Raw genomic sequence first — 22019 nt, forward strand, 5'->3', positions numbered from 1 at the left:
CGCTCGCAACCGAAGAGATACGCAAGGACGGCTTGAGCCGCTGATATACGGAAGCTGAGTGCAGGTTTGCGAATCAGCTGCCGTGGTCAGCGGCTCTCTAGCGCTCATTACTTCCGCTCTTTCTGGCTGCTCTGAAGGAACTCCTCCAGATCCTGCGGGAAGAATTTCCAGCGGCCCGGGAGAGCGCGCGGGGTCAGGCGCCCCGCGGCGATCCAGTTCTGGATCGCGCGGATGCAGACGTTGAAAATCTTCGCCACGTCGCGGTTGGCGTACATCGGTTGAAGCGGGAGGTTCTGGATGGCCAGAATGGACTCCAGCAGTGGGTACTTCACGCTCTCTGAATTTTCCATCTCGTGTTCTCCTCGGCCGCCAGGCACACACTTCAAGCGTTTGCACGCAAAGGCGTGCGTGGCGGTCAATTAGTTGAAAGTTTTGCCAGCGCCGACGATCACTGCTTCGTCTGCATCTTCACGATGCACCAGGCAGAGGTGCCTACCAAAGCGTCGCAACTGCACGTTGCTGACGTAAGCGAGAATGACAGCGAATCAGGGGCGTGTGCAGAGCGCATCGGTCCAATGTACCGATGGGATCATTCCGGGGTGTAGGTGGTGGATGAGTCTTCGGAGCTTATGACTTTCCGGGCCTTGCGAGCGCGGCGCAGCCAGTCTTCAATCGCCTCACGGATGAAGGCCGTCACGGTCTGGTCATATTCGTGGGCGAGGGCAGTCAGTTCTCTCCATTGAGAGATGGGGATCCGAACTTGCATTTGCTTTTCCGGTTCCTTCTTCGGACGGCGCAGAGACGCTGGGATATCGTCCTGTTGCGGCCGCTTCTGAGGTTCTTCGTTCATTGATTGCTTGTCCTTTCTGGGTTCATGTTCGGTTTAGTGTTGACTCGGGCGCTTGCAAGCCCCGAGCAAAAAGAAAAGCCCCGGCCAGCATTGGCCGAGGCGATCGATTGAACTCTTCAAACCCTGGTCGGGCACATCACCGACCCATCCCAGTGCTCCGTGTTAAGAATTCTGAAGTACAGCCTGGAGCTTGGCGCTTTCTTCCTCTGTCAGTTTCCGAGATCTGCTCTTCATGGCATCTCTGATCTGCCACAAGTAGTTGGACACTGTAATCAACTGATCTTTCCCGTTGTCCTCGCCCAATCTCCGGCACATTATCCGGACTTTATAGCTCGCGCCAGTTCGGAAATCCATCGCAACGAATTGTTCCTCCTGAGGTCGGTGGTCCTTAAGAAGTATTTTTATTTTGTTCTTCTCTGCGAATTCGGCGAGCACTTCGGCGATGGTTAGGCGGCCCACCCAGCCTAGATTAACGGATTCATAAAGTCTGTAGCGCCTAGTCGCAATGTCGTTGCAGAGCACCATCACTTGAGTAAGTACGGTAAACGGATGTTCAGCCCACGCTTCAACGAAGGTGTAATGGACACTAAAGCTCCCGTTCGGCCCTGATAACCAATCCTCAGACCAATCTGTGTGACCAGTTCCAGACGAAACTCGACCTTGGTCAGCACTGGTCACTCGGAGCAGTGCATCAGTTAAAGCCGTTAGGCCAGCATCGAAGTTCTTGCGGAAGTCCGCATACTTCTTCTCGCGCAGGAATGGAGGAATTTCGCAATCTTCCAACAATACCGGGAGCACGATTACCCGCTTCTCGTCGAGCTCCCTAATAAGTCCTGCATTCAGTTCCTTCTTGCACCACTCAGAGGCGACGGAAGCTTTCGAGAGAACAACAAGTAGCGCACTCGCGTCCTGAATCGCGTCCTGAATTCGGTTAAGAAGAGAATCTCCAACATTCAATTCCCACTGGTCAACCCACACGTGCGCGTTACGCCTAACGAGCTGCGTTGCGAGCTTCGTCACAAACTTAGAATCCGCATGGGAATAGGAGATGAAGACAGGCATGATTCCCTCACAATAGTTAGCGCGTACCTGGACTCATTGGTGCACAAGTTAAGTCCTATGGCTTGATGAAACAGTGTACTCGCGTTTGCGATTTCAGAGTTGCTGATGTAACATACTGCTCGCTGGCACCCTCGTGTGCTCAGCAAATCTAAACGCAAGCCGCAGCGTCGGCATTGCAAGGAGCGTAGAAATGGGCACCTCTGTCCATCGTTTCCGCGCATTTGAAATGCGCAAGATTACCCACCCCGTATTCACTTCCATTGACAAGTACTGGATGACAGTTGCCGCGAAGGATTTCCCGGCGGGAATTAGCACGTCAGTGAATGCACGAGATCCTGTCGGCCTTAATCGACGTGTGTACCAGGACGTCCGTAGCAGTTTGGATGGCACCACTGCGATCCCAGGCTCCTTCGACCTCATGAACAAAGGGATCACAATCTTGGCTAAGTCCGTCAGGCTGGTTGATAAAGAGAAGGGTCTCTTCGATGTCACGATTGACAATGAAGAGGGCGGTATCGTGGATGGCGCTCACACCGCCGAGATCATTCAAACTGCGAATGACGAGGGCACAACGCCAGACGAGCAGCACGTTGAGGTGTATATCAGAACGAACGTTGGCGAAGACCTTATCAGCGACATCGCTCGTGGCCTCAACACTGGTATCCAGGTCGCAGCACAGTCTATTTACAACATCGCCGGAGTGTTTGACTGGCTGAAGGAAGAGATTAAGGGCCAGAGGTATGAGAAACGGATTTCCTGGCGCGAAAGTGATGATGAAGATTATGACGTTCGCGATCTCATCTCTGTGCTCGAGGTATTCAACGTTTTCGATTTCCCAAACGAAATGACGGTGAGCAAGCACCCGTACTCTGCCTATGAGAAATGGAGTGCGCCACTCAAAAAGTTTGCGGATGATTTCAATGAGAACAAGGATGACCTGAGTAGAAGCAAGTACTATCGACTCAGGAATTTGCTGAAGGATGGCTTAACCTTGTATGACTACATCCGACACGATTTCCGCGACATGCATAATGAAGACGGTGGTCGGACCGGAAGGATGAATCTGATTGAGGAAGCGTCAGCGCGGCGTGGCACATTCGATTTCCCGTTCGCCGGTCTGAGTAACAGTCAGTATCGGCTCACCAAGGGAGCAACCTTCCCGATATTGGCGGCGTTCAGAACGTATGTTGAGGTAAATCCCAGAACTGGCGAAGCCAAGTGGAGAGGAGGGTTCGGCAAAATCCTTGATATCTGGAAAGACGCTGGTCCAAGCTTGGTGGAGGAAACATACCAGTTGACGCAAGAGGGAATTCGGAATCCAGATGCGATCGGGAAGAACAGAAAACACTGGTCGAACCTCTACATGCGGCTTCAGGTGCGTCTGCTTCAGGAACGCTTACAGGAAGAGCAAGTGAAGGCTGCAGGCCGCCGTCGCAACAGTTGATTTCGATTGTGGCTCATTCGGGCGCGATACAGTATCGCGCCCGAATCGACTGCAATCCATCTGCAATCACTTACGGGTTACTTACACATGCTTTTGTGTACCTTCAGTGCCGTCCGCGCTCTGTAAGTACTTGAAACTACGTGTGAGCGCGGATTCGATTCCTTCCGCGCTCACCACTTAAAATAACAACTTTAGAAGTCTGCTACTTCCGCCGAAATCGGGTCGTGTGCCCTGTTCTGTGCCACACCCCTTGGCTTAGCCTGTGGCTCTGTCTCAACTTCCCGAATCAATTCATCCGCGGTAAATGTTACGAGGCGGGTTCGCTCAGTCGATGATTTGGGCGCCTTCAGCCTTGAGTCGTTCGAGTGCATCCCTCATCTGTTGCAACTGCTCGGGCGGGTGCCCCTGCCACTTCGTTACTTCTCCCACCACACGGAGTGGATCGCGAGAACGGTAGGAGAGCGTTGGATTTCCGGGAAACTTCTTGTCCGTCAGATTGGGGTCGTCGACGATCGGTCCGGTCGGCTCGACGAGGTAAATCCTCTCCGGCCCATCGCCAGCAGCCAGTTCAGCGCCCCAGATGGCAGCATCAAGCGTAGCTGTAAAGTAGACCCAGGAGAGGGGCTTCCCATCTCCGAAGTTGGAACTGAACCCAGCTAAAATCAGATCGCCGTGCGCAAGATCCGCACGCGTTCCATGAAAGTACTGTCGGCGAAACTTGTTATCGATTGTCGACATAGGTCTGGTACTTCCTCTTTGATGCAACTCGCATGATAAGGAGGAACGACAGGGATTGGATTGCAGCAGGATCCGTTCTCTCGCCTTATATTTTACGGGTGAGTTTCATCTTTTCTGCCAGATCTGGCTCGGATCGGTCGCGGTAATGTAGGACACCCCGTTGTGACGGATGATCTTTCCGGTGACGCAGATGTGCTTGCCTCGATAGGTGATCTCTGGGCGACCGAATTTCGCTCGATCGTTGCCCCAGATCACGATCGCAAAAATCTGATGCGGAAATGGCCGATCCAAGTCAATGAATGTGGGGGTACCTATCGTTGAACGCGCTACATGCGTGTTAACTGCTCGTCCACAGACAGAAGCGGTCTCTCCGATATGTTTCCTGGCCTGGGCCGGTGTGTAATGTGTCTGACCAAGGGCGATAGTCGTTAACGACAGACACAGGAGGAACGAAGCGATTTTGATCGCTTTTATCCATGTTGCCGGAAAATGTTGTGCGTTGCTCATAGGGGAGTTTCAAGCCTCCGCGTTCCTGCAAGTCCGAAGTTGTTAATGCGAAGACTACGTTAGGAAAACTGAGGTGATCTTTTGCTTTGTACAGGCTTTTTCATCTCTGTGCGACGGGCCAACAGGACGGCATCCTGGAACTGCGAGACAACCTCGATGTCCTTCGTGGTGAACGCCGGCACGTGCTGTGTGCAGTTGCCAACACTGACTTGATACTCGCTTTTGGTGCGTCGTATCCAGGTGGAAGCCAATAACATCCAGGATAGGCCTGCCGCTATGATGCCTAATCCTTCCGTGCTCCGTGCAGCACCAAATAGCACTAACAGGAACCCGCTGACGATCACGAACACGGGGAACCACCGAATCGGCTTACGTTCGGAAACCCTGACCTCTGTAGAACTGGTTATCGGCAGACGGAACTGTCCGATCGCTAGCTCTCCATAATCGACGCGAACGTCACCAATCTTAAGGATTGGCCCAGGAGCTTCGACGAACGAAGGGGTTCGCCGCTCAACATTCTCATGCAGCCATAACGCTGATGCCTCAGTGACAGCCATTGCCATCTTCCTCGCGTAGGTATCCGGATAGGACTTCCACGCGAGAGTTGAGAGAGCAATTCGGCAGCCATTGTCACAGGATGAGGCGTCCTGTGGTGACGTGATTCGATCCGGCACTCGGAATGCAGATCAATCTACTTCCAATGGCCTGGGAGGGCACATGGCATTCGATTTTCTTGCGACTCCGCTCACCATCCAACAAACCGGGATCACTCCCCGTTTGCTCGATGAATTGACGCTTAAGGTCTTGTATTTGAACGGGGAAATGTATGTGAGTGAGCTGGGGACCAAGCTTCATGTGTCCTTTCCCGTGGCGGACCAAGTGTTCCAGCGCCTACGTCGAGACATGTTTTGTGAGGTAACAGGGATGTCAGGTGGTGTGCATCGCGTGACCTTGACCTCACAAGGCAGAAACCGGGCCGTGGAAGCTCTGTCACTGAATCAATACGTCGGTCCCTGCCCGGTGTCCCTTTTTGATTACATCGCGCGTATTCAAGCCCAGACAATTCAGAGGATGGAAGTCACTCCTGACAAGGTAGAGGCCGCGTTGTCACACCTGGTATTGGAACCGGCGACCGTTACCCAGGTTGGAACCGCCATGGCTTCTGGCAAAAGTGTCTTCCTATATGGGTCGACTGGATCCGGAAAGACTTCGGTCGCCGAGGCCCTCCGCTCGGTTTTCGAGGACGAAAGCATATGGGTGCCGTACGCGGTGGAATTAGACGGCGACATCATTACGATCTTTGACCCAATCGTTCACGAGACCGTCGAATTCGAAACAAACGAGCAGATCGATCAGCGCTGGCGTGCATGCCGGCGCCCGTGCGTGAAGGCAGGCGGCGAACTCACGCTAGAGATGCTGGACCTGGAATTCAACCCGACCACCAAGTTCTATACCGCCCCCATCCAGATGAAGGCCAACAACGGCCTTCTCATCATTGACGACTTCGGCCGTCAGCGGATGCAGCCCACCGAACTTTTGAACCGGTGGATCGTTCCCCTTGATCGGCGAGTGGATTTTCTCACTTTGCGAGGTGGCCGGAAGCTGGAGATTCCCTTTGACATCTTTGTTGTCTTCGCCACCAACTTGCGCCCGTCTTCGCTTGTTGAAGAGGCATTTCTGCGACGGCTGAATACCAAGGTAAAGATCGACATCATCACACCAGCGCAGTTCCAGCAGATTTTCCAACGCATATGCGCTGATTGTGGACTTGCGTATCAAGAAGCTCTGGTCGACGATTTGATCGGAACGATCACGGTAGAGCTCCAGCAGCCTCTGCGCGGCTGCTACCCCCGTGACATCGTGCAGCAGATTGTCTGGGAGGCGCGGTATCGCCAGATCGCACCGGAGTTAACAAGGCAAACACTGCAGCAGGCTTGCCGGAACTATTTTGTTTCAAAAGAGGAAGATGAGTACGTGCCGGCGCGATGAAATCTTAAGTGTGCACGGAAGTCATATGACCATGTGGGCATCCTTACATGTGCAAAACTTTGCAGTGCTTGTGCCGTGCGTGCTATCGACGAGGTTTAACGATAACGATTAATAGATTTAGAATTAACAACTTACCGACAAAAACGGCCGTGACCAAAGTAACCACTTTTGCGGCATGACAATTGCATGTTTACAGTGCGACAGCTGAGCACGACACGCATGCCAGCGCAAAAGAAGCGCCGTCCCGCAGTAAGGGCCGAGTAGGGAACCTTCCTATCCTCCTTCGACGCTTCGCTTCCCCCGCTGATACCAGAGTTTGGGAGGGCCAAGTGTTGGGAGAGGCCATTCGTCTTTGGTTTTGTAGTCCCGATGCAGGATTCACTCAAGTTATCGTCAACGCACTTGGTGAGTCCGAGTACGACGTCCGTACCTCCGACAGTTTCGAAGCGGAAGAATCGGAGTATCAGACACATGTCTGGTCCGATGTAGTACTTCTCGACGTTCGCGCACTCCTGCGCGAAGGTGATCTTGAACGGACGTATCAACTATTAGATCGCCTACATAGCAGACATGTAGTTCCCGCGCCTCCTATCGTGACGATTATTCCTGAAGACGAGCGAACGATGACGCTTCGTCTCATGGAGCGGGGCGTACACGATGTGGTGACAAATCCGCCGAACATGACAGAACTTCGGCTGATTCTTCGTCGCGCGCATCGATACTTCCAGATTGAAAGAGAGTTGGAGCAACTGCGCTCGCAATCGCAGTGCGCTGGAAGTTTCGATGGGCTCATCGGACAGTCGAAGAAAATGCAGGACATCTTCGTCCTGTGCCGGAAGGCGGCCAGTTGTGATGTGAGCGTGATGATCACCGGCGAAACCGGCACCGGTAAGGAGTTGCTGGCGCGAGCCATCCACCGATACAGTTCGCGGGCTTCACAGCCGTTTGTGGCATTCTCCTGTGCCAATCTTCCGGAAACGCTCGTAGAAGATGAGCTCTTTGGCCACGAGAAAGGCGCGTACACCGGAGCGGCAGGTATCCGACGCGGACGAATCGAGACTGCTGACCAGGGAACGCTCTTTCTGGATGAAGTTGGGGATATGGCAGTTGGTTTACAACCGAAGTTCCTCCGGGTCCTTCAGGAACGTACATTCGAGAGATTGGGAAGTTGCAAGCCGATTCCAGTCAACATGCGAGTGATTTGCGCCACCAATCGCAACCCCGAGGAGATGATCAAGGAAGGAAAGTTCCGAGATGACCTCTACTATCGGTTGAATGTCGTACAGATTCATCTTCCTCCATTGCGAGAACGTCGTGATGACATCCCCTTGTTGGCGTACACGTTCCTGGAGCGATTCGCGAAGCAGTTCGGAAAGACCGTGAACAAGTTCTCGCGGGCGGCGTTACAACGACTGGAAGAGTACGAGTGGCCAGGCAATGTGCGTGAACTCGAGAACACGATTCAGCGCGCGGTGGTAATGACGGATGGAGAGGTGATCGAGCCCTGGCATTTCCCGGCGGCCATGCAGACGCAGGAAGCAGAGCCGGAGGAAGTGACAGATGCCATGTCCAACTACTACGAGGAGGAGGTTAGGCGCTTCAAGCGTCGGCTTCTGCTCCGAACGCTCGAAGAATGCAGCTGGCAAAAGTCGAGCAGCGCGCGGCGCCTGGGTGTCGCCCGCGGATATCTGCATCGGCTGATTCATCAACTGCACATCGAGGAGCCGGAGGTTGCCGCAACATTGTCCAGAAGTTGCGGGCGGGTTGCTGTGCCGAAATGAGATAGCGAACTCATTTTTGCCGCACCGCGGAATGGGAATGGCTGTGTGATTGCAACATTGGTGACACAGGGGCGCTCCGACAAGGCGAGTGTTCACTGATGGTGACAGTTATGCGAACAGGAATAACCAGGACTTTACGAAAAGAAGAGGGAGCAGAACTACTGGAGATGGCATTTGTCATCCCCCTTCTGTTTCTTCTCCTACTGGGGATCGTCTGGTTTGCGCGGGCATACAACGTCTACGAGACCATGACACGCGCTGCTCGCGAGGGAGCGCGCGTCGCGGTGGCGCCAGCATGCTCGATGTGTTCAGGAGGGGGGCAGCTGCCAAGCGTTACGACCGTTGCGTCGGCGGTGAACTCCTCGCTGGTCGCGTCGAACCTTGACCCAGCGAAAGTGACCTGCGGCACCTGTCCTGGAACGTGCAATGGCTCCGCTCCGGCCATCTGCTACAAGTCCGACATGCTCCTGAATGGATCCACTATGCCACCCCAGTACGGTGTGCTGGTGAGTTTTGAGTATCCGTTCCAGATGCATATACCGTTCGTTACATTCAACCAGAGCATGACGCTCACCGCGGCGGTTCGCATGAGGCAGGAGAACTGATGAGCCGCCAACGAAGCGTGACCACAACGATGGCAGCAGTCCGGAACCGGCTGGTTAAGAACTCGTCAGGGTCGGAGATGCTGGAGTTTGCATTCGCCCTTCCAATCTTGCTCGTTATGGCGCTAGTTGTCTCCCAGTTCGCGGGAGCTTTCAACTTGAAGCAGATCTTGAACAATGCAGCCAGGGAGGGAGCGCGTGTAGCAGCGGGCGAATTTTCCGATTATGGAACGTTGACTAGCTGTTCCTCGGGAGATTGCGTAGCAGCGGTCGCGGAAACTATCTCGAGTTATCTGCAACAGGCGAAGGTGCCAACAGCGTGCACCTTCAGTACTTCGGCGAGTTCGTCCGATACCACCAACTTTGTCTGGACTTTCACTTCCACCGGCGGCGGTACTTGTTCAGTAGCCGTGTTGAAAGTGGAAAGGGCGGTATCGGTCGGGGGCAGCCCGAAGACGAATACCCGTGTAACCCTGACTTATCCAAGCCCGTACACCATGGGAGGATTGACGAAGCTCCTGGTGGCTAGCAGTACGAGCGAATTACCAAATTCGCTGACCTCCAGCGCGATCATGCCGAACATTCACTGATGGCAGGTGTGGGATGGTGCAGCGGTACAGCTTTTGAGGTTAGGAGATGAGGACAATGAGCGGATCGGCGAACCATCAACGCGTGGAGAGGAACGGCGAGCGCGGCGCAACCCTGGTTATCGTTGCGCTTTCCTTAATGTTCGTGCTGGCCGCTACGGCGCTCTCGATTGACCTTGGCTCCCTCTATCTTCAGAGAAGCGAAGCGCAGCGTGCGGCGGACGCGGGAGCGTTGGCCGGCGCACAAGTGTTCGCCAACTCGGGCTGCGCTCTTGATGGAAGCTGTCTCAGCAGTTCTATCCAAAGCATAGCCAGCACGAAGGCGACGCTGATTGCGCAGCAGAATCTGATCTTCGGAAAAACACCAACTGTTCCTACTCCAACTTTCGCGGCAGGCGGCGGGAACCAGAATGATCCACTGATTACGGTGACCGTTCAGACCCCCGCAAAGACATTCTTTTTACCACTTTCTGCTGGTGCTCAAATATCAGCGAAGGCGACAGCCGAAGCCTACAACCCGGGAGGCGCGGGTACGACGACCGGCCCAACTGTCTGCACCAGTTGCCTGAAACCGTTCTTCGTGCCCAACTGCGATCCGAATCACACGAGCCCAGCAAATAGTCTCTGTCCCGCGGGGACAGGGAGTGGTGGCGGGTATCCCGCTGCCTTTTTTAACGCCGACGGCACACTTGCGAATGGGACCGATATTGTGGGCCGAGAGTGGCAGCTTCATTATCAGAAAGTTTTGAACAACGGCACGTATGTGCCAAGCCAGTGGCTTGAGGTTGCGTTCGATTCTGATCCGACGGCTGGTTGTCCGGGCGGCCAAACCGCCACCGGTTGGTCTGAGAATGTAATCAAATGTTCGACCAAGGTCATTACCTGTGGAACTCAGCTCTGTACGAAGAATGGAAACATGGTGGGTCCTAACAATCAGGCTGTGGGTGACCTGATCTCGTACGGTAACGGGAGGCCCAACGGCACGAACGCGACGGATTCGATAACGTGCAGCGGCGGCGTGTGTACGATGACAGCAGGGAGCGGAAATCCATTTGCGACCTCAGGCCAGACGATCTCGCAAAGTTCTGCCCTGATCTCCGTGCCTGTCTACGACGGCACTATGCAGTCCGGGGGCGGTGTTGTGACCGTCGTGGGCTACATGCAGCTTTTTGTTAAGAACATTCAGCACCAGGGACAGGACGACATCATTACCGCCGTTATTGTTGGCGCGATGACTTGCGGTACGAGCAACGGTGGTGCGACGTGCAGCACGACCGGTGGCGGAAGCGGCACTGGCGGGACTACGAGCGGTGGGGGAGCTACCCTGATACCCGTACGGTTGGTGCACGATTAGCCTGGCCCTGTTGAGACTCGTTTAACAACCCCTGCAACCTAACCTCGCCATTCAAAGCTGCGCCTCGCACGCAGCCTCTCCGGCCGACTGTTGAGTCACGGCCGAATCGAGTGTGTTGGGATTCACCACACTCCTCAGCAAAGGATCCACTGTCAGCGATCTGTTTCATCCTCAGGCGGCGGTGTCACCAATGGTGAACACATTGGATGAGATACGCGATGCACGTTTGGAAAAGAGGCCATAAGTGCATGAATAACAACTACTAAGAACGATTTCGTCGCCGAAAGCGAATTGGCAGCGGAAGTGCTACTACTCTGGTCGATCCGCAAGTTCCGTTCAAAAGAAAAAGGAGAAACACATGAAGAACCTCGTGATGAAACTGTGGCGTGAAGAATCCGGCCAGGACCTGGTCGAATACGCGCTGCTTGTGGTTTTGATCGCGCTCGCAGCGGCTGCCACTTTCCCGGCGCTGGCTACGGCTATCGACACTGCACTCGGAAAAGCCGAGACCTGTCTGAACACGGGAACCTGCTAACGGCTGTTTCGCTCGATTACAGGTCCATTTATCTAACGGTTGTGGCTGGTTGGCACTTCCACCCCAATTAGCCACAACCGAATTTGAAAAAAGTCTTGAGAGAAGGCAATGCCAGAGTCGACCGTCAATCCACCGATCCTAATCATTTGGTCCCTCGCACTCATTGTTGCTGTTATAGCGGGCGTGATTGACTGGCGGTCTCATCGCATTCCCAACTGGCTGACCGTTCCGTCGCTGCTCTTGGGGATCGTCGCGAATTCCGTTGTTCTCGGTTTTCATGGCACGAAGTTGTCGTTGGAAGGCGCAGGCCTTTGCCTGATCGCCCTGCTGCCCGTCGTCCTGGTACGCGGGTTGGGCGCAGGAGATTGGAAGTTGATGGGCGCGTTGGGAGCTTTTCTCGGCCCGTACGCCGTCCTGGTGGTTCTCTTCGTGGCCGTCATGATCGGCGGAATCATGGCGGTCGTTCAGATGGTGAGTCATCGTCGAGTAAAGCAAACCCTCACAAATCTCTGGTTCTTGTTGTCGATGCTGATCATGTTGAAGTTCAAGGCACACGAGCAGATCAGTATCGACAGTCCAAACGGCCTGAAGCTGCCGTTCGGCGTAGCGACGGCGCTATCAACGGTGCTCTGCTTCGGTTGGGTTGGTATAGGCGCACACATTGTTCGTTAGTTGAAGTTGACAGGAGTAGCGAATGAATCGCAATCGGTTAATCCTTGGATTATTGCTCGCAATCTCAACGGGCCTGGTCACGAGCTTCTACGTGTATCGCCAGATTAACGCTCGTGTAGTGAAGTCACCCCAGGCACCCATGCGACAGGTAGTTGTCGCAGCCCAACCGCTCACGTTGGGTACCCGCCTCACACGGGACCATCTGCGCACGATCTCCTGGCCTGCTGACCAGCCGATCGCCGGCGTGTTCGCGGACGTTCAAGAATGCGTCGATCGGGCGGTGATCACCTCGCTTGTAGAGAATGAGCCGATCATGGAGGGGAAGCTGGCTCCCAAGGATGCGGGCGCAGGGCTTCCGGCTGCCATTCCGGAAGGCATGCGAGCCATGTCGGTGTCGGTGAACGACGTTATCGGAGTCGCCGGCTTCGTGGTTCCGAGCACCATGGTTGATGTTCTGGTCACCGGATCTCCTGAGAGTAGCAACAAGGGCGACACCATCACTCGCACAGTGCTCGAGAACATTCGAGTTCTAGCCGCAGGCCAGAAGGTAGAAACCGATAAAGACGGGAAGCCGCAAACGGTTTCGGTGGTCACGCTGATGGTCACTCCGGAAGATGCCAACCAACTGGCCATGGCGGCGACCGAGGGCAAAATCCAACTCGCGCTGCGCAACACGATCGATACGAAGAAGATGGATCCTCCATCGGTGATGCAGGCAAGGTTCTTTTCCGGTGGGCCCGTGGCGCCTCCGTCTCGCAAAACGAAACGATCGAACCCTGTGGTTGCACCTCCGCCGAGCTACGTAGTCGAGATGTTCGTGGGCTCCAAGCGGGAAGACAAGTCTTTCACTGAATAAGTGAACGGAGTCGGAATGGAAACGAATCTTGGGCGTAAGGGGACATCAATGATCCGTACGTTAGCAGTCACAGCCTTGCTGGCAGCCGTGCTGGGTATATGCATTTCGACACCGGTTTCTGCAACGGCGCAAACAGCCGCGGAACAAGGTGTGGCCACTGCCGCTGCACAACAGAACACTGTAGGTTCGGCGGGACAAGCTCAGCCGGCTGGCTCCGTGCCGGCACCAACTTCGGAGGCGGGCAGTAACCCACCTGCCGACGCCGAAGTTCAGATGGGCGAGGGAACTGGCGAAGCACAACAGCAAACTCTGCACCTTTTAGTAGGACGCTCCCTGGTGATCACCTCCCCCGGGAAGATCAAGCGGATTTCCGTTGCCGAACCGACGATCGCCGATGCGATTGTGATCAGCCCGTTCCAGTTGCTTGTAAATGGAAAAAAGCCTGGAGGCGTTTCGCTGGTTCTTTGGAACGAATCCGGTCAAAGCCAGACCTTCGAACTGCTCGTTGATCTCGACATCCTCGGACTGGCGCAGAAGATTCGCGAGGTGTTTCCCGAAGAGTCGGTGAAGGTAGAGGCGTCGAAGGACGCCGTCATGCTCTCTGGCCCCGTCACTTCAGCGGCGGTTGCGGAAAAGATCCTTGAAGTGGCGAAAACGGCGAGCCCCAAGGTGGTAGACCTGCTGAAGGTTCCGACCGTGACCACCGGCCAGGTTCTGCTCCAGGTGAAGTTCGCTGAAGTGGATCGTGGCGCACTCAGCCAATACGGTATCAATTTGTTCAGCTTGCCCGGCAACAAGTTCATTGGCACAACGTCGACCCAGCAGTTCTCCCCTCCTCAACTACAGCGGAATGAACCGCTGACGCCTACGACTGGCGGGTTCGAGGTTTCGGACTTGCTGAACATCTTCGTCTTCCGGCCCGACATCAACCTGGCAGCAACGATCAAAGCGTTGCAGAACAAAAACCTGCTGCAGATCCTGGCCGAGCCCAACCTGCTGACGCAGACCGGCAAAGAAGCCAGTTTCCTGGCGGGCGGCGAGTTCCCGTTTCCGATCGTGCAGAATACCGGCGGAGTATCCGCCGTTACGATCCAGTTCAAAGAGTTCGGCGTGCGGTTGTCATTTACACCGACGATTTCCGCCGAAGGTGTTGTGCACCTGAAAGTGAAGCCAGAAGTTAGCTCTCTCGATTTCGCGAATGCTCTGAACGTGCAGGGCTTTACGATTCCTGCCCTTTCGACACGGCGCGTGGAATCGGAAATGGATCTCCGCGATGGGCAGACCTTCGCAATCGCCGGATTGGTCGACAACCGGGTGATCGAACAGTTCAACAAGGTACCGGGTATCGGCGATATCCCGGTGCTCGGAAAACTCTTCCAGAGCCGGACGTTCAACCGCACTCGAAACGAGCTCATGGTCGTGGTGACTCCGAAGATTGTTCAACCTTTGGAGCCTGGTCATGAGCCCCAGGGGCCTGAATTCCCGAAACCGTTCATGCCAGCGTCAGCAGCGCCTGCTGACAAGGCAGCCGGGAAGTGAGCGAAGTTCTGGAAAGAACGGGAGAGAAGGTAACGGTATGTCAGCATTGATGACAGCAGCGGTGGTGAGTGGAGATTCGAGCAGCAGCACGCAGATACAGGCGTGGGCGCAACAATCGGGTCTGATCTCCACCGTACAGCAGTGGCCGGTGTTGGGAGACAAGCTTCCCGAAATCGGCCTGGACGTGCCGGGCGTCATCATCCTTGATCTGCCACGTGATCCAGAAACATTACTCCAGTTTGCCGGGCTGGTTCGGCGTAAGAGCCCAAACACACGTGTGCTCGCTTGCATTTCGGGCTCTAACCAGGATTCACAGCTGCTGCTCAAAGCAATGCGGGCCGGCGTGCAGGACATCCTGCCGAAGCCACTCGATGTGAAGGCGTTGCAGGAAGTGTTGTCACGCTTTGCGCAGGAGTTGCAGGTTGCCGAACACAAGAAGATCGGCAAAGTCATTGTTGTGATGGGTGCCAAAGGCGGTGTCGGCGCGAGCACGGTGGCCGTCAATCTCGGCGTGCAGATGCGGCAGCTAACGAAGAAGCGCGTTGGCCTGCTCGATTTCGGATTCCCGCTGGGCGTCGTGCAGCTCATGCTCGACCTGAAGCCGAGTTTTTCCATCCGCGATGCGGTCGAGAACGTGGACCGACTGGACGACCACTTCCTGGCGGGGCTACTGACTCCGCATGCCAGCCAGCTCCAGGTCCTGGTGGGAGCAAGCCATCCGGAGCAGTGGGATTGCGTAAATGCATCGGCACTGATGCGCATCGTCAATGTGGCGAGGGCCAGCTTCGACACTCTTCTGATCGATTACGGCGCTCAATTTTCGGGCGAATGGGGACCGGTACTCACAAACTCCGAAATCATGCTGGTGGCGGAAGCCGACGTGCCGTCGCTCTGGGCGTTGGAAAGACGGCTCTACGCGCTTTCCAGTCTCGGAGTGAGGCCGGAGAAAACGCACGTGGTGATCAATCGTTGGCACCGCGCCGATGTAACCACGATCAAGGCCGTCGAGAAAACCATCAAGCAGCCAGTGTTTGCCTGCATCCCCAATGATTTCGGAAAAATCAGTGATGCCATTAACGCCGGTGCGCCGCTTTGCGGGAATCACAATAACGGCCTCTTACTGAAGTATCAAGAGATTGCCGCGAGGCTGTGCGGCGTCCGGTTACAGGATCCAAAGCGGAGTTCATTGAGCGGGCTTCTGCCGTTCAGGAGAAGTTAAATGGGTCATCCTGCTGTAGCACTGACTGATTTCGAGGCGTTGAAGGCGACCATTCATCGCAAGTTGATCCAGAAGCTGAACCTGGAAAGCTTGACTGCGGCCGATCGCGAAGTGGTTCGCAAAGAAGTCGCGCTCATTCTGGAAGGGCTCGTCCGTGGAGAAGTCACCCCGATGAGCCTGCGCGAACGGGAACGCCTCTCACAGGAAGTGCTCGACGAAGTTTTTGGTCTTGGACCCCTCGAGTCATTGCTGAAGGATGAAACGATCTCCGACATCCTGGTGAACAATCATAACCAGGTCTACATCGAACGCCGGGGCGTATTGGAGAAGACCCCGATCGTATTTCGCGACGACCAGCATCTGATGGCGATCATCGACCGGATCGTTTCGCGGGTCGGCCGCAGGGTGGATGAGTCCTCTCCCATGGTGGACGCCAGACTGCCTGATGGATCGCGCGTTAACGCAATTATTCCTCCGCTCGCGCTCGATGGACCGTGCCTCTCGATTCGTCGTTTTGGCAAGGATCGTCTCGACGCGGAAGGCCTGCTGGCGAAGAATTCTCTAACGACCCAGATGCTTGAACTGCTGCAGGGATGCGTGAAGGCCAGGCTGAACATTCTGGTTTCGGGCGGCACCGGTGCCGGCAAAACTACCCTGCTGAACGTCCTCTCCTCCTTCATCTCCAACCGCGAGCGAATTGTAACGATCGAAGACGCGGCCGAACTGCAGATGCAACAGGAGCACGTGGTACGCCTGGAAACTCGGCCTCCCAATATCGAGGGCAAGGGCTTTATCCGTCAGCGACAGCTGGTAATCAACTCTCTCCGTATGCGTCCAGACCGCATCATCGTCGGCGAAGTGCGTGGAGAAGAAGCGCTGGACATGCTCCAGGCCATGAACACGGGTCACGATGGTTCGCTCACAACGATCCATGCGAATTCGCCACGTGATGCTCTGATGAGACTCGAAACGATGGTCGCCATGGCGAACCTCAACATTCCGGACACGGCAATTCGCCGCAATATCGCTTCTGCGCTCGATGTCGTGGTGCAGGTTTCCCGTATGAGTGACGGCACTCGAAAGGTGACACACGTTTCCGAACTGGTTGGCATGGAAGGCGAAGTGGTCACCATGCAGGACATTTTCACTTTCAGGAAACGTGGAATTTCCGATCAAGGAACGGTCGTTGGGGAGTTTGTTCCAACCGGGATTCGGCCTAAGTTCTCAGAACGGCTTTTGGTCTCCGGGATTCGACTGCCCATTGACATGTTCGAAGCAAAGAGATCGGCGTAGGACAAAGGGAAGGAATTATGGCAGCACTGCTGAGCTTTATAACGTTCGTGGTGGTGGCGTTGACGCTGCTGATCATCGTCCTTCTGGCGGGGCGACCCAGTCGAGAGAAAGTTATCAGCACTCGACTGGAAGCCGTGCAGAAGGCGCAAAAGCGAGCGGGCGCGTCACCCGAATTGCAGTTGATCCGCGACGAGTTGCTCAGCGACATCCCGCTGCTCAACCGGCTTCTTCTGCAATGGTCCTCCGTAAGCCGCTTGCGGTCGTTTCTTGCACAGGCGGGTCTGCAGACCAGACCTGGGAAGATCGTTCTGATCAGTGGCGTACTCGCCGGCGTGGGCTACGTGGCGGGTTCCTTCTTCCTACATAACCACCTGATTTCCGCAGGAATTGCCGTCGCCATGGCGTTTATCCCGATGGGAGTCGTTTATTTCCTTCGCCGGCGCCGGTTCAGGGCTTTTGAAGAGCAGTTCCCAGAAGCACTCGACCTGCTCGGACGTGCAGTGCGCGCAGGGCATGCTTTTTCCACCGGCATGGAAATGATTGGCGAAGAACTAACGGATCCAGTCGCAGGCGAATTCCGGGCGACATTTGAACAGCAAAATTTTGGTCTGCCCTTCCGCGACGCCATGATGAACTTCACCGAGCGCATGCCAATTCTCGATGTCCGGTTCTTCGTGACCGCGGTGCTCATTCAGAAGGAAACGGGCGGAAACCTGGCGGAAATACTCGACACCCTGGCAAGAGTGATTCGAGACCGCTTCAAGATCTACCGTGAAGTCAAAGCTCGTACTGCCCAAGGACGTTTGTCGGCAATGATCCTGATCGCGTTGCCTCCCGCGATGATGGTGATGCTGTTGATCTTAAATGCAAAGTACATGCGGTTGTTGTTCACGGATCAGCTAGGGATCTACGCGCTCTTGTTGGCGGGCTTTTTGCAGATGCTCGGCACGTTCATTATCTGGAAGATCGTGAATTTTGAAGTGTAGGGGAAGCTTACATGCTGTGGTCCGTGGTCGCATTGACGTTCTTTGCAACTGCCCTCATCGTGCTGGCGATGATGTATGCGTTATCTTCACCAGCCACGGCTGTCCAAGAGCGGTTACGGACGCTATGGGATGGTCCGGCGATCAAGCTTTCCGGTAGCCAGCGGTGGACCACGCAGAAGGAGCGTGTGGAACAACTGGTGATAGGAATTGGTAAGTTCCTGCCTTCTTCTCCGCAGCAGGATTCCCGTACCGCGCGCATGATGGCGAGAGCGGGATATCGCAAGCCGGAGAGCGTGCTGTTAATGCGCGGCATTAAGGTTCTCTTCCCGGTCGGGCTGGCAAGCGCGGTTTATTTCACCGGTGTTTACCACTTCAATCCGATGCTGGTAGTGATGTTCACGCTGGTGCTCGGCTACCTGGTGCCGGAATTCTGGTTATCAAGACGAATAAACCGCCGGAAAACAAAGCTTAGACGCGCTTTGCCGGATGCTCTCGATCTGCTGGTGATTTGCGTGGAAGCCGGGTTGGGTATCGACCAAGGCATGCTGCGGGTGGCGGAAGAACTTCGGGTATCTCATCCCGAGTTGAGCGATGAACTGCACCTGACGAACATGGAGGTTCGTGTTGGCAAGACACGCCTCGATGCACTTCGAGCACTCGGCACTCGAACGGGCGTAGATGACATCAAAGCTCTCGTCGCGATGCTAGTGCAGACGGATCGATTTGGAACCAGCGTAGCGCAGTCGCTGAGAGTTCATTCCGACGACATGCGGCTTAAGCGGCGCCAGCGTGCCGAGGAGATGGCGGCTAAGACGACCGTCAAAATGGTTCCGCCACTGGTCTTCTTCATTTTTCCAGCATTAATGGTTGTGATTTTGGGTCCTGCGGTAGTTGCGTTGGTTCGGCAGTTGATGCCGACACTGAGTCACTAATTGCAAAAGGTTCAGAAACGTTAAAAGGAGGATGACATGGATACCACCACGATTCGGATCATTGCCGGGATTCTATGCGTGATCGTTTTCGGCATCATCGTGATGCGCCGTCGCGCGAAAGCTGCGGAGTAACTTTAACCAGGGACGAGAGAACGAAGACAATGCCAGTACAGAAAGAAAACAACTACTACGCCTATAACCGCACGCAGGAAAGCTTTGCTGCCACCGATGTGAAGGTTGCAGATGGCTACTTCAGTCGCCTGGTCGGCCTGTTAGGAAAGACCAAGCGGTGGGCTCGTGACGGACGTGGGTTGTGGATCGTCCCTTCAAAAGGAGTGCATACATTGGGAATGCTCTTCCCCATCGACGTAGTGTTCCTCGACAAGAACCAGGTTGTTGTTCACGTTGAGGAGCACTTACGTCCGTTTCGTATTTCCAAGGTGTCGCTCAAAGCCAGCAGCGTACTTGAGTTGCCGGCACACACTATTTTTCGGTCAGGCACTCGGGTTGGGGACCAGTTTGACATTAAGCCGGTGCCGCAATTCCAGAGCTCGCCGAAGATTAAGCAGGAGAAGGCGGAAAGCGCGAAGCCCAAGACTAACCAGCAACAGACTGAGGGCAATCAAAGCGAAGATCGAGCTGTTTCGGTTGCGAGCAGAGACGTTTTGACTTCGTTTCGGAGTGAAGTCGTGCGTCGGCTCGTTGAGCGTGGCGCAGCCGGCAGCGAATAACAACAAGTTCCCGCTGAGGCGGGAAATCCTCTGGCGAGATCGGATGCGAGGTTGTTCAGCGGATCACTTCGCAGCAGTAATACACGATCTCGCCAGCGGAGAAATCGGAGACCGGGAGACGAAGCGTATTACGGACCGGAGTGATTATGCCTTTGGTGCCACAATTACTGATTGAACGCAGGCGACGTCCCTGGTCTCCGTTTGCCTGTTCGTTGATACTTCACGTATCGGTTCTTATATCCCTATATCAAATAAGCTTGTTAACACCTTACTTCGTACGCCCCGTCGTCGCCGTACAACTCCGGCCTATCGCACACGAACAGATCGTCTACTACCATCTCGAACCATCCAAGTCGAATAGCAAATTACCTGAAATTCACATGGTGCTTCGGGGAGCACCAGGGACACCGGCTGAACCCGGTTCCGGTCCGGCCGGTTCGGGCAATGAGCCCAAACTCGTAATCGCAGTTCGCCATCCACAATCGGACAATCGTGTCCAAACCATTCTGCAGCCGGCCTTTCCCCCCGAGATCAAGATCAAGTCCAACGTTTCGCTGCCGGATATAGTTCCGATACAACTCGTCGCTGCCAAACCTTCTTTGGCTCCGCCTCCAGAAGTTATCGTCATCCGGAAGGCTTCCGAGCCTCTTCCAATTCAGCAACCACCTCGCGTGGCTGTTAACGCGAACGACATTGCGAAGCTCAGGTTGCCCCAAGGATCGAATGCCGTGGCGGTGCTCGCTCCGGCTGATACCCCGATCCAGATTAAGACCAGTGCCGCCCGCGGCGACGGCGGCGCTCCGGGGTTACTGGTGCTGAATCAGGAGGCGGGACCATTGTCAGAGGTGCTGGCTGTTCCAGCCGGCAACCGTTATGGCGATTTCACCTTGGCATCAGACGGCGGAAATGGACCCGGCGGTGGTGGTAACGGGAAGGGATCTGGTGGACCGGGCACGTCGTCTACAGGTGCTGGTGTTGGTGGCGGAGGGACGGGAAAGAGTGGGGGCGGCGGCGGAACTGGTTCAGGCAATGGAGGCAACGGAGGTCCAGGCAGTGGAGGCTTCGGTGAAGGCGGGAATGCCGAAGTCACGATTGCCATAGCGGGTGGTGGCGGTGCAGGCGGCACGGCCATTCGTGGGGGCCGTCCCGAGAGCCTGAACGGAAACGCCGAAGCCAGTATTTTCCCCATATCGAAGAAGGCGCGCGTGCGCAAAGCTCCGTTTCTGATTGCGGCAGGACCAGGGGGAGGAGGCGGACTTGATGTCTACGGTGCATTGCGGGGAGGAAAGATCTACACGATCTTCCTGAACATGCCGGGAAAGGCGTGGATCCTGCAGTATTGCGCCCGCGAAGGCGTCGTCCAGAAGAGCAATCAGGTGACGTTCAATGACCCGGTGGCCCCGCCGGATGCGACCGAAGAGTTCGACTTCCAGCGGGTTGCGGTTAAACCGGAAGATCGAAACAAGCTCATCGTCCTGAAGGCCCGAATTGGTGTGGACGGCCTGGTCGGCAACCTGATTCTGTTCCGGGGGGTGCAGGCGCAACTGGATGCGCTGGCCTTAAAAGCCTTCGCCAAATGGCACTTCATTCCTGCTACTCGAGGCGGCCAACCACTTCCAGTTGAGGTGTTGGTAGGCATCCCCGTGAGCCGCTAAAAGCGACGAAATACCGCCCACAGGAGCGTCTCCGCTACGTTCCTCTGGAGTCGGCGGCAAGAGCACGATTGGTGACACTCGAGGTCACTTGCGACGCAGAATCAACAACTTACAAGGATAGATTCTGGTCTGCGGCTTGCTTTAGTAAGCGGTAGGGATAACGATGCTGGCATCCAGGTCGAGAGCGTTGGCCATTGTAGGAGCGGGGGTTCTTGCGCTCGGAATGCTGTCGGCCTACCTGTTTGCGCCAGTTACTTCAACACAGGCAGTTTCCTTCGGAAAGTCAGATGATTTCTTCGCACCGCGTAGCTTCCCAATCAGGCTGAGCAGCCCGCAGCACGCAAACCCTGTCTACCCGTATTCGGTAATTCCTGGCGGTCTCCATGACCTGAAGTCGCTCCGCGAACTTGTTCAGCGAGACCCGGTTCTGGCACAGCACTACTCCAACCTGAGCTTGCAGAACGTCCGGTTCGTTACGGCATCGGAGAAGAAGAGCGTTTTTGTGTCGTACCGAATGAATGGGAGGATCTTCTGGACGACTCAGCGGGTACGTATTCCTAAAGGAGAGACGCTCATTACTGACGGTTCGGAGTGGATCCGAACACGATGCGGGAATCGAATTTCGGAGACACCGCAAGTTCCCACTTCCCCAGAAGAACCACCTGTATCGGAGCTCGAAGACCCAAT

At 55.3% G+C, this 22019-nt stretch carries 22 protein-coding genes; 16 read left to right on the forward strand and 6 right to left on the reverse strand.

The features are described 5' to 3' along the window. Positions 1 to 107 precede the first annotated feature (107 nt). From VN577_01795 to VN577_01805, 3 genes are all read right to left on the reverse strand, one after another. Positions 108 to 350 carry a helix-turn-helix domain-containing protein gene (locus VN577_01795; GenBank protein HWR13532.1) on the reverse strand — a complete coding sequence of 81 codons (243 nt, stop codon included), beginning with the start codon at positions 348 to 350 and terminating at the stop codon, positions 108 to 110. A gap of 239 nt (positions 351 to 589) precedes the next feature. Further along, on the reverse strand, positions 590 to 850 hold the full coding sequence (locus VN577_01800) for a hypothetical protein (protein ID HWR13533.1): 261 nt from the start codon (positions 848 to 850) through the stop codon (positions 590 to 592). Positions 851 to 1012: 162 nt separating this feature from the next. After that, positions 1013 to 1912 (reverse strand): toll/interleukin-1 receptor domain-containing protein, encoded by a 900-nt coding sequence (locus VN577_01805; GenBank protein ID HWR13534.1) that lies wholly within the window; start codon positions 1910 to 1912, stop codon positions 1013 to 1015. A 190-nt stretch (positions 1913 to 2102) separates the two neighbouring features. Between VN577_01805 and VN577_01810 the strand changes: the two genes are divergently transcribed. After that, on the forward strand, positions 2103 to 3356 hold the full coding sequence (locus VN577_01810) for an AIPR family protein (protein ID HWR13535.1): 1254 nt from the start codon (positions 2103 to 2105) through the stop codon (positions 3354 to 3356). 324 nt (positions 3357 to 3680) lie between these two features. Here the strand turns inward: VN577_01810 and arr are convergent, their stop codons facing one another. The 3 genes from arr to VN577_01825 form a co-directional block, all read right to left on the reverse strand. Further along, positions 3681 to 4094, reverse strand: a complete 414-nt coding sequence (gene arr / locus VN577_01815; protein ID HWR13536.1) for an NAD(+)--rifampin ADP-ribosyltransferase — start codon at positions 4092 to 4094, stop codon at positions 3681 to 3683. A gap of 105 nt (positions 4095 to 4199) precedes the next feature. Further along, the gene (locus VN577_01820) at positions 4200 to 4601 is read right to left on the reverse strand and encodes a hypothetical protein (protein HWR13537.1); all 402 of its coding nucleotides are present in this window, start codon (positions 4599 to 4601) and stop codon (positions 4200 to 4202) included. 59 nt (positions 4602 to 4660) lie between these two features. Next, positions 4661 to 5158, reverse strand: coding sequence for a DUF6232 family protein (locus VN577_01825; GenBank protein HWR13538.1), 498 nt, complete (start codon positions 5156 to 5158; stop codon positions 4661 to 4663). A gap of 160 nt (positions 5159 to 5318) precedes the next feature. On the opposite strand from VN577_01825, the gene VN577_01830 reads away from it, so the two are divergent. The 15 genes from VN577_01830 (at position 5319) to VN577_01900 (ending at position 21332) form a co-directional block, all read left to right on the forward strand. Beyond that, complete coding sequence (locus VN577_01830) at positions 5319 to 6590, forward strand: hypothetical protein (protein HWR13539.1); 1272 nt, start codon at positions 5319 to 5321, stop codon at positions 6588 to 6590. 329 nt (positions 6591 to 6919) lie between these two features. After that, entirely contained in the window at positions 6920 to 8371 is a 1452-nt protein-coding gene (locus VN577_01835) for a sigma-54 dependent transcriptional regulator (GenBank protein ID HWR13540.1), read from the forward strand. A gap of 110 nt (positions 8372 to 8481) precedes the next feature. Continuing rightward, the gene (locus tag VN577_01840; GenBank protein HWR13541.1) at positions 8482 to 8976 is read left to right on the forward strand and encodes a TadE family protein; all 495 of its coding nucleotides are present in this window, start codon (positions 8482 to 8484) and stop codon (positions 8974 to 8976) included. Then, positions 8976 to 9563, forward strand: coding sequence for a TadE family protein (locus VN577_01845; GenBank protein HWR13542.1), 588 nt, complete (start codon positions 8976 to 8978; stop codon positions 9561 to 9563). Before VN577_01840 ends, VN577_01845 begins: the two co-directional genes overlap by 1 nt. Positions 9564 to 9618: 55 nt before the next feature. Further along, a complete protein-coding gene (locus VN577_01850; GenBank protein ID HWR13543.1) occupies positions 9619 to 10914 on the forward strand; it encodes a pilus assembly protein TadG-related protein in 1296 nt (431 codons plus the stop codon). 358 nt (positions 10915 to 11272) lie between these two features. Beyond that, the gene (locus VN577_01855; protein ID HWR13544.1) at positions 11273 to 11449 is read left to right on the forward strand and encodes a hypothetical protein; all 177 of its coding nucleotides are present in this window, start codon (positions 11273 to 11275) and stop codon (positions 11447 to 11449) included. Between the two features lie 108 nt (positions 11450 to 11557). Next, positions 11558 to 12121: an A24 family peptidase gene (locus VN577_01860; protein ID HWR13545.1), complete on the forward strand. Its 564-nt coding sequence runs from the start codon at positions 11558 to 11560 to the stop codon at positions 12119 to 12121. 22 nt (positions 12122 to 12143) lie between these two features. Further along, positions 12144 to 12977: a Flp pilus assembly protein CpaB gene (cpaB, locus tag VN577_01865; GenBank protein ID HWR13546.1), complete on the forward strand. Its 834-nt coding sequence runs from the start codon at positions 12144 to 12146 to the stop codon at positions 12975 to 12977. A gap of 48 nt (positions 12978 to 13025) precedes the next feature. Continuing rightward, positions 13026 to 14516, forward strand: coding sequence for a pilus assembly protein N-terminal domain-containing protein (locus VN577_01870; GenBank protein HWR13547.1), 1491 nt, complete (start codon positions 13026 to 13028; stop codon positions 14514 to 14516). 37 nt (positions 14517 to 14553) lie between these two features. Next, positions 14554 to 15735: a P-loop NTPase gene (locus VN577_01875; GenBank protein HWR13548.1), complete on the forward strand. Its 1182-nt coding sequence runs from the start codon at positions 14554 to 14556 to the stop codon at positions 15733 to 15735. Continuing rightward, the gene (locus VN577_01880; protein ID HWR13549.1) at positions 15736 to 17028 is read left to right on the forward strand and encodes a CpaF family protein; all 1293 of its coding nucleotides are present in this window, start codon (positions 15736 to 15738) and stop codon (positions 17026 to 17028) included. It begins immediately after the preceding gene. Positions 17029 to 17045: 17 nt separating this feature from the next. Continuing rightward, positions 17046 to 18014 (forward strand): type II secretion system F family protein, encoded by a 969-nt coding sequence (locus tag VN577_01885; protein ID HWR13550.1) that lies wholly within the window; start codon positions 17046 to 17048, stop codon positions 18012 to 18014. Between the two features lie 11 nt (positions 18015 to 18025). Then, a complete protein-coding gene (locus tag VN577_01890) occupies positions 18026 to 18946 on the forward strand; it encodes a type II secretion system F family protein (protein ID HWR13551.1) in 921 nt (306 codons plus the stop codon). Between the two features lie 161 nt (positions 18947 to 19107). After that, entirely contained in the window at positions 19108 to 19677 is a 570-nt protein-coding gene (locus tag VN577_01895; GenBank protein ID HWR13552.1) for a DUF192 domain-containing protein, read from the forward strand. Positions 19678 to 19934: 257 nt separating this feature from the next. After that, positions 19935 to 21332, forward strand: coding sequence for a hypothetical protein (locus VN577_01900; GenBank protein ID HWR13553.1), 1398 nt, complete (start codon positions 19935 to 19937; stop codon positions 21330 to 21332). Positions 21333 to 22019: the final 687 nt, after the last annotated feature.

The organism is Terriglobales bacterium (assembly GCA_035561515.1).
GTDB lineage: Bacteria > Acidobacteriota > Terriglobia > Terriglobales > Acidobacteriaceae > DATMXP01.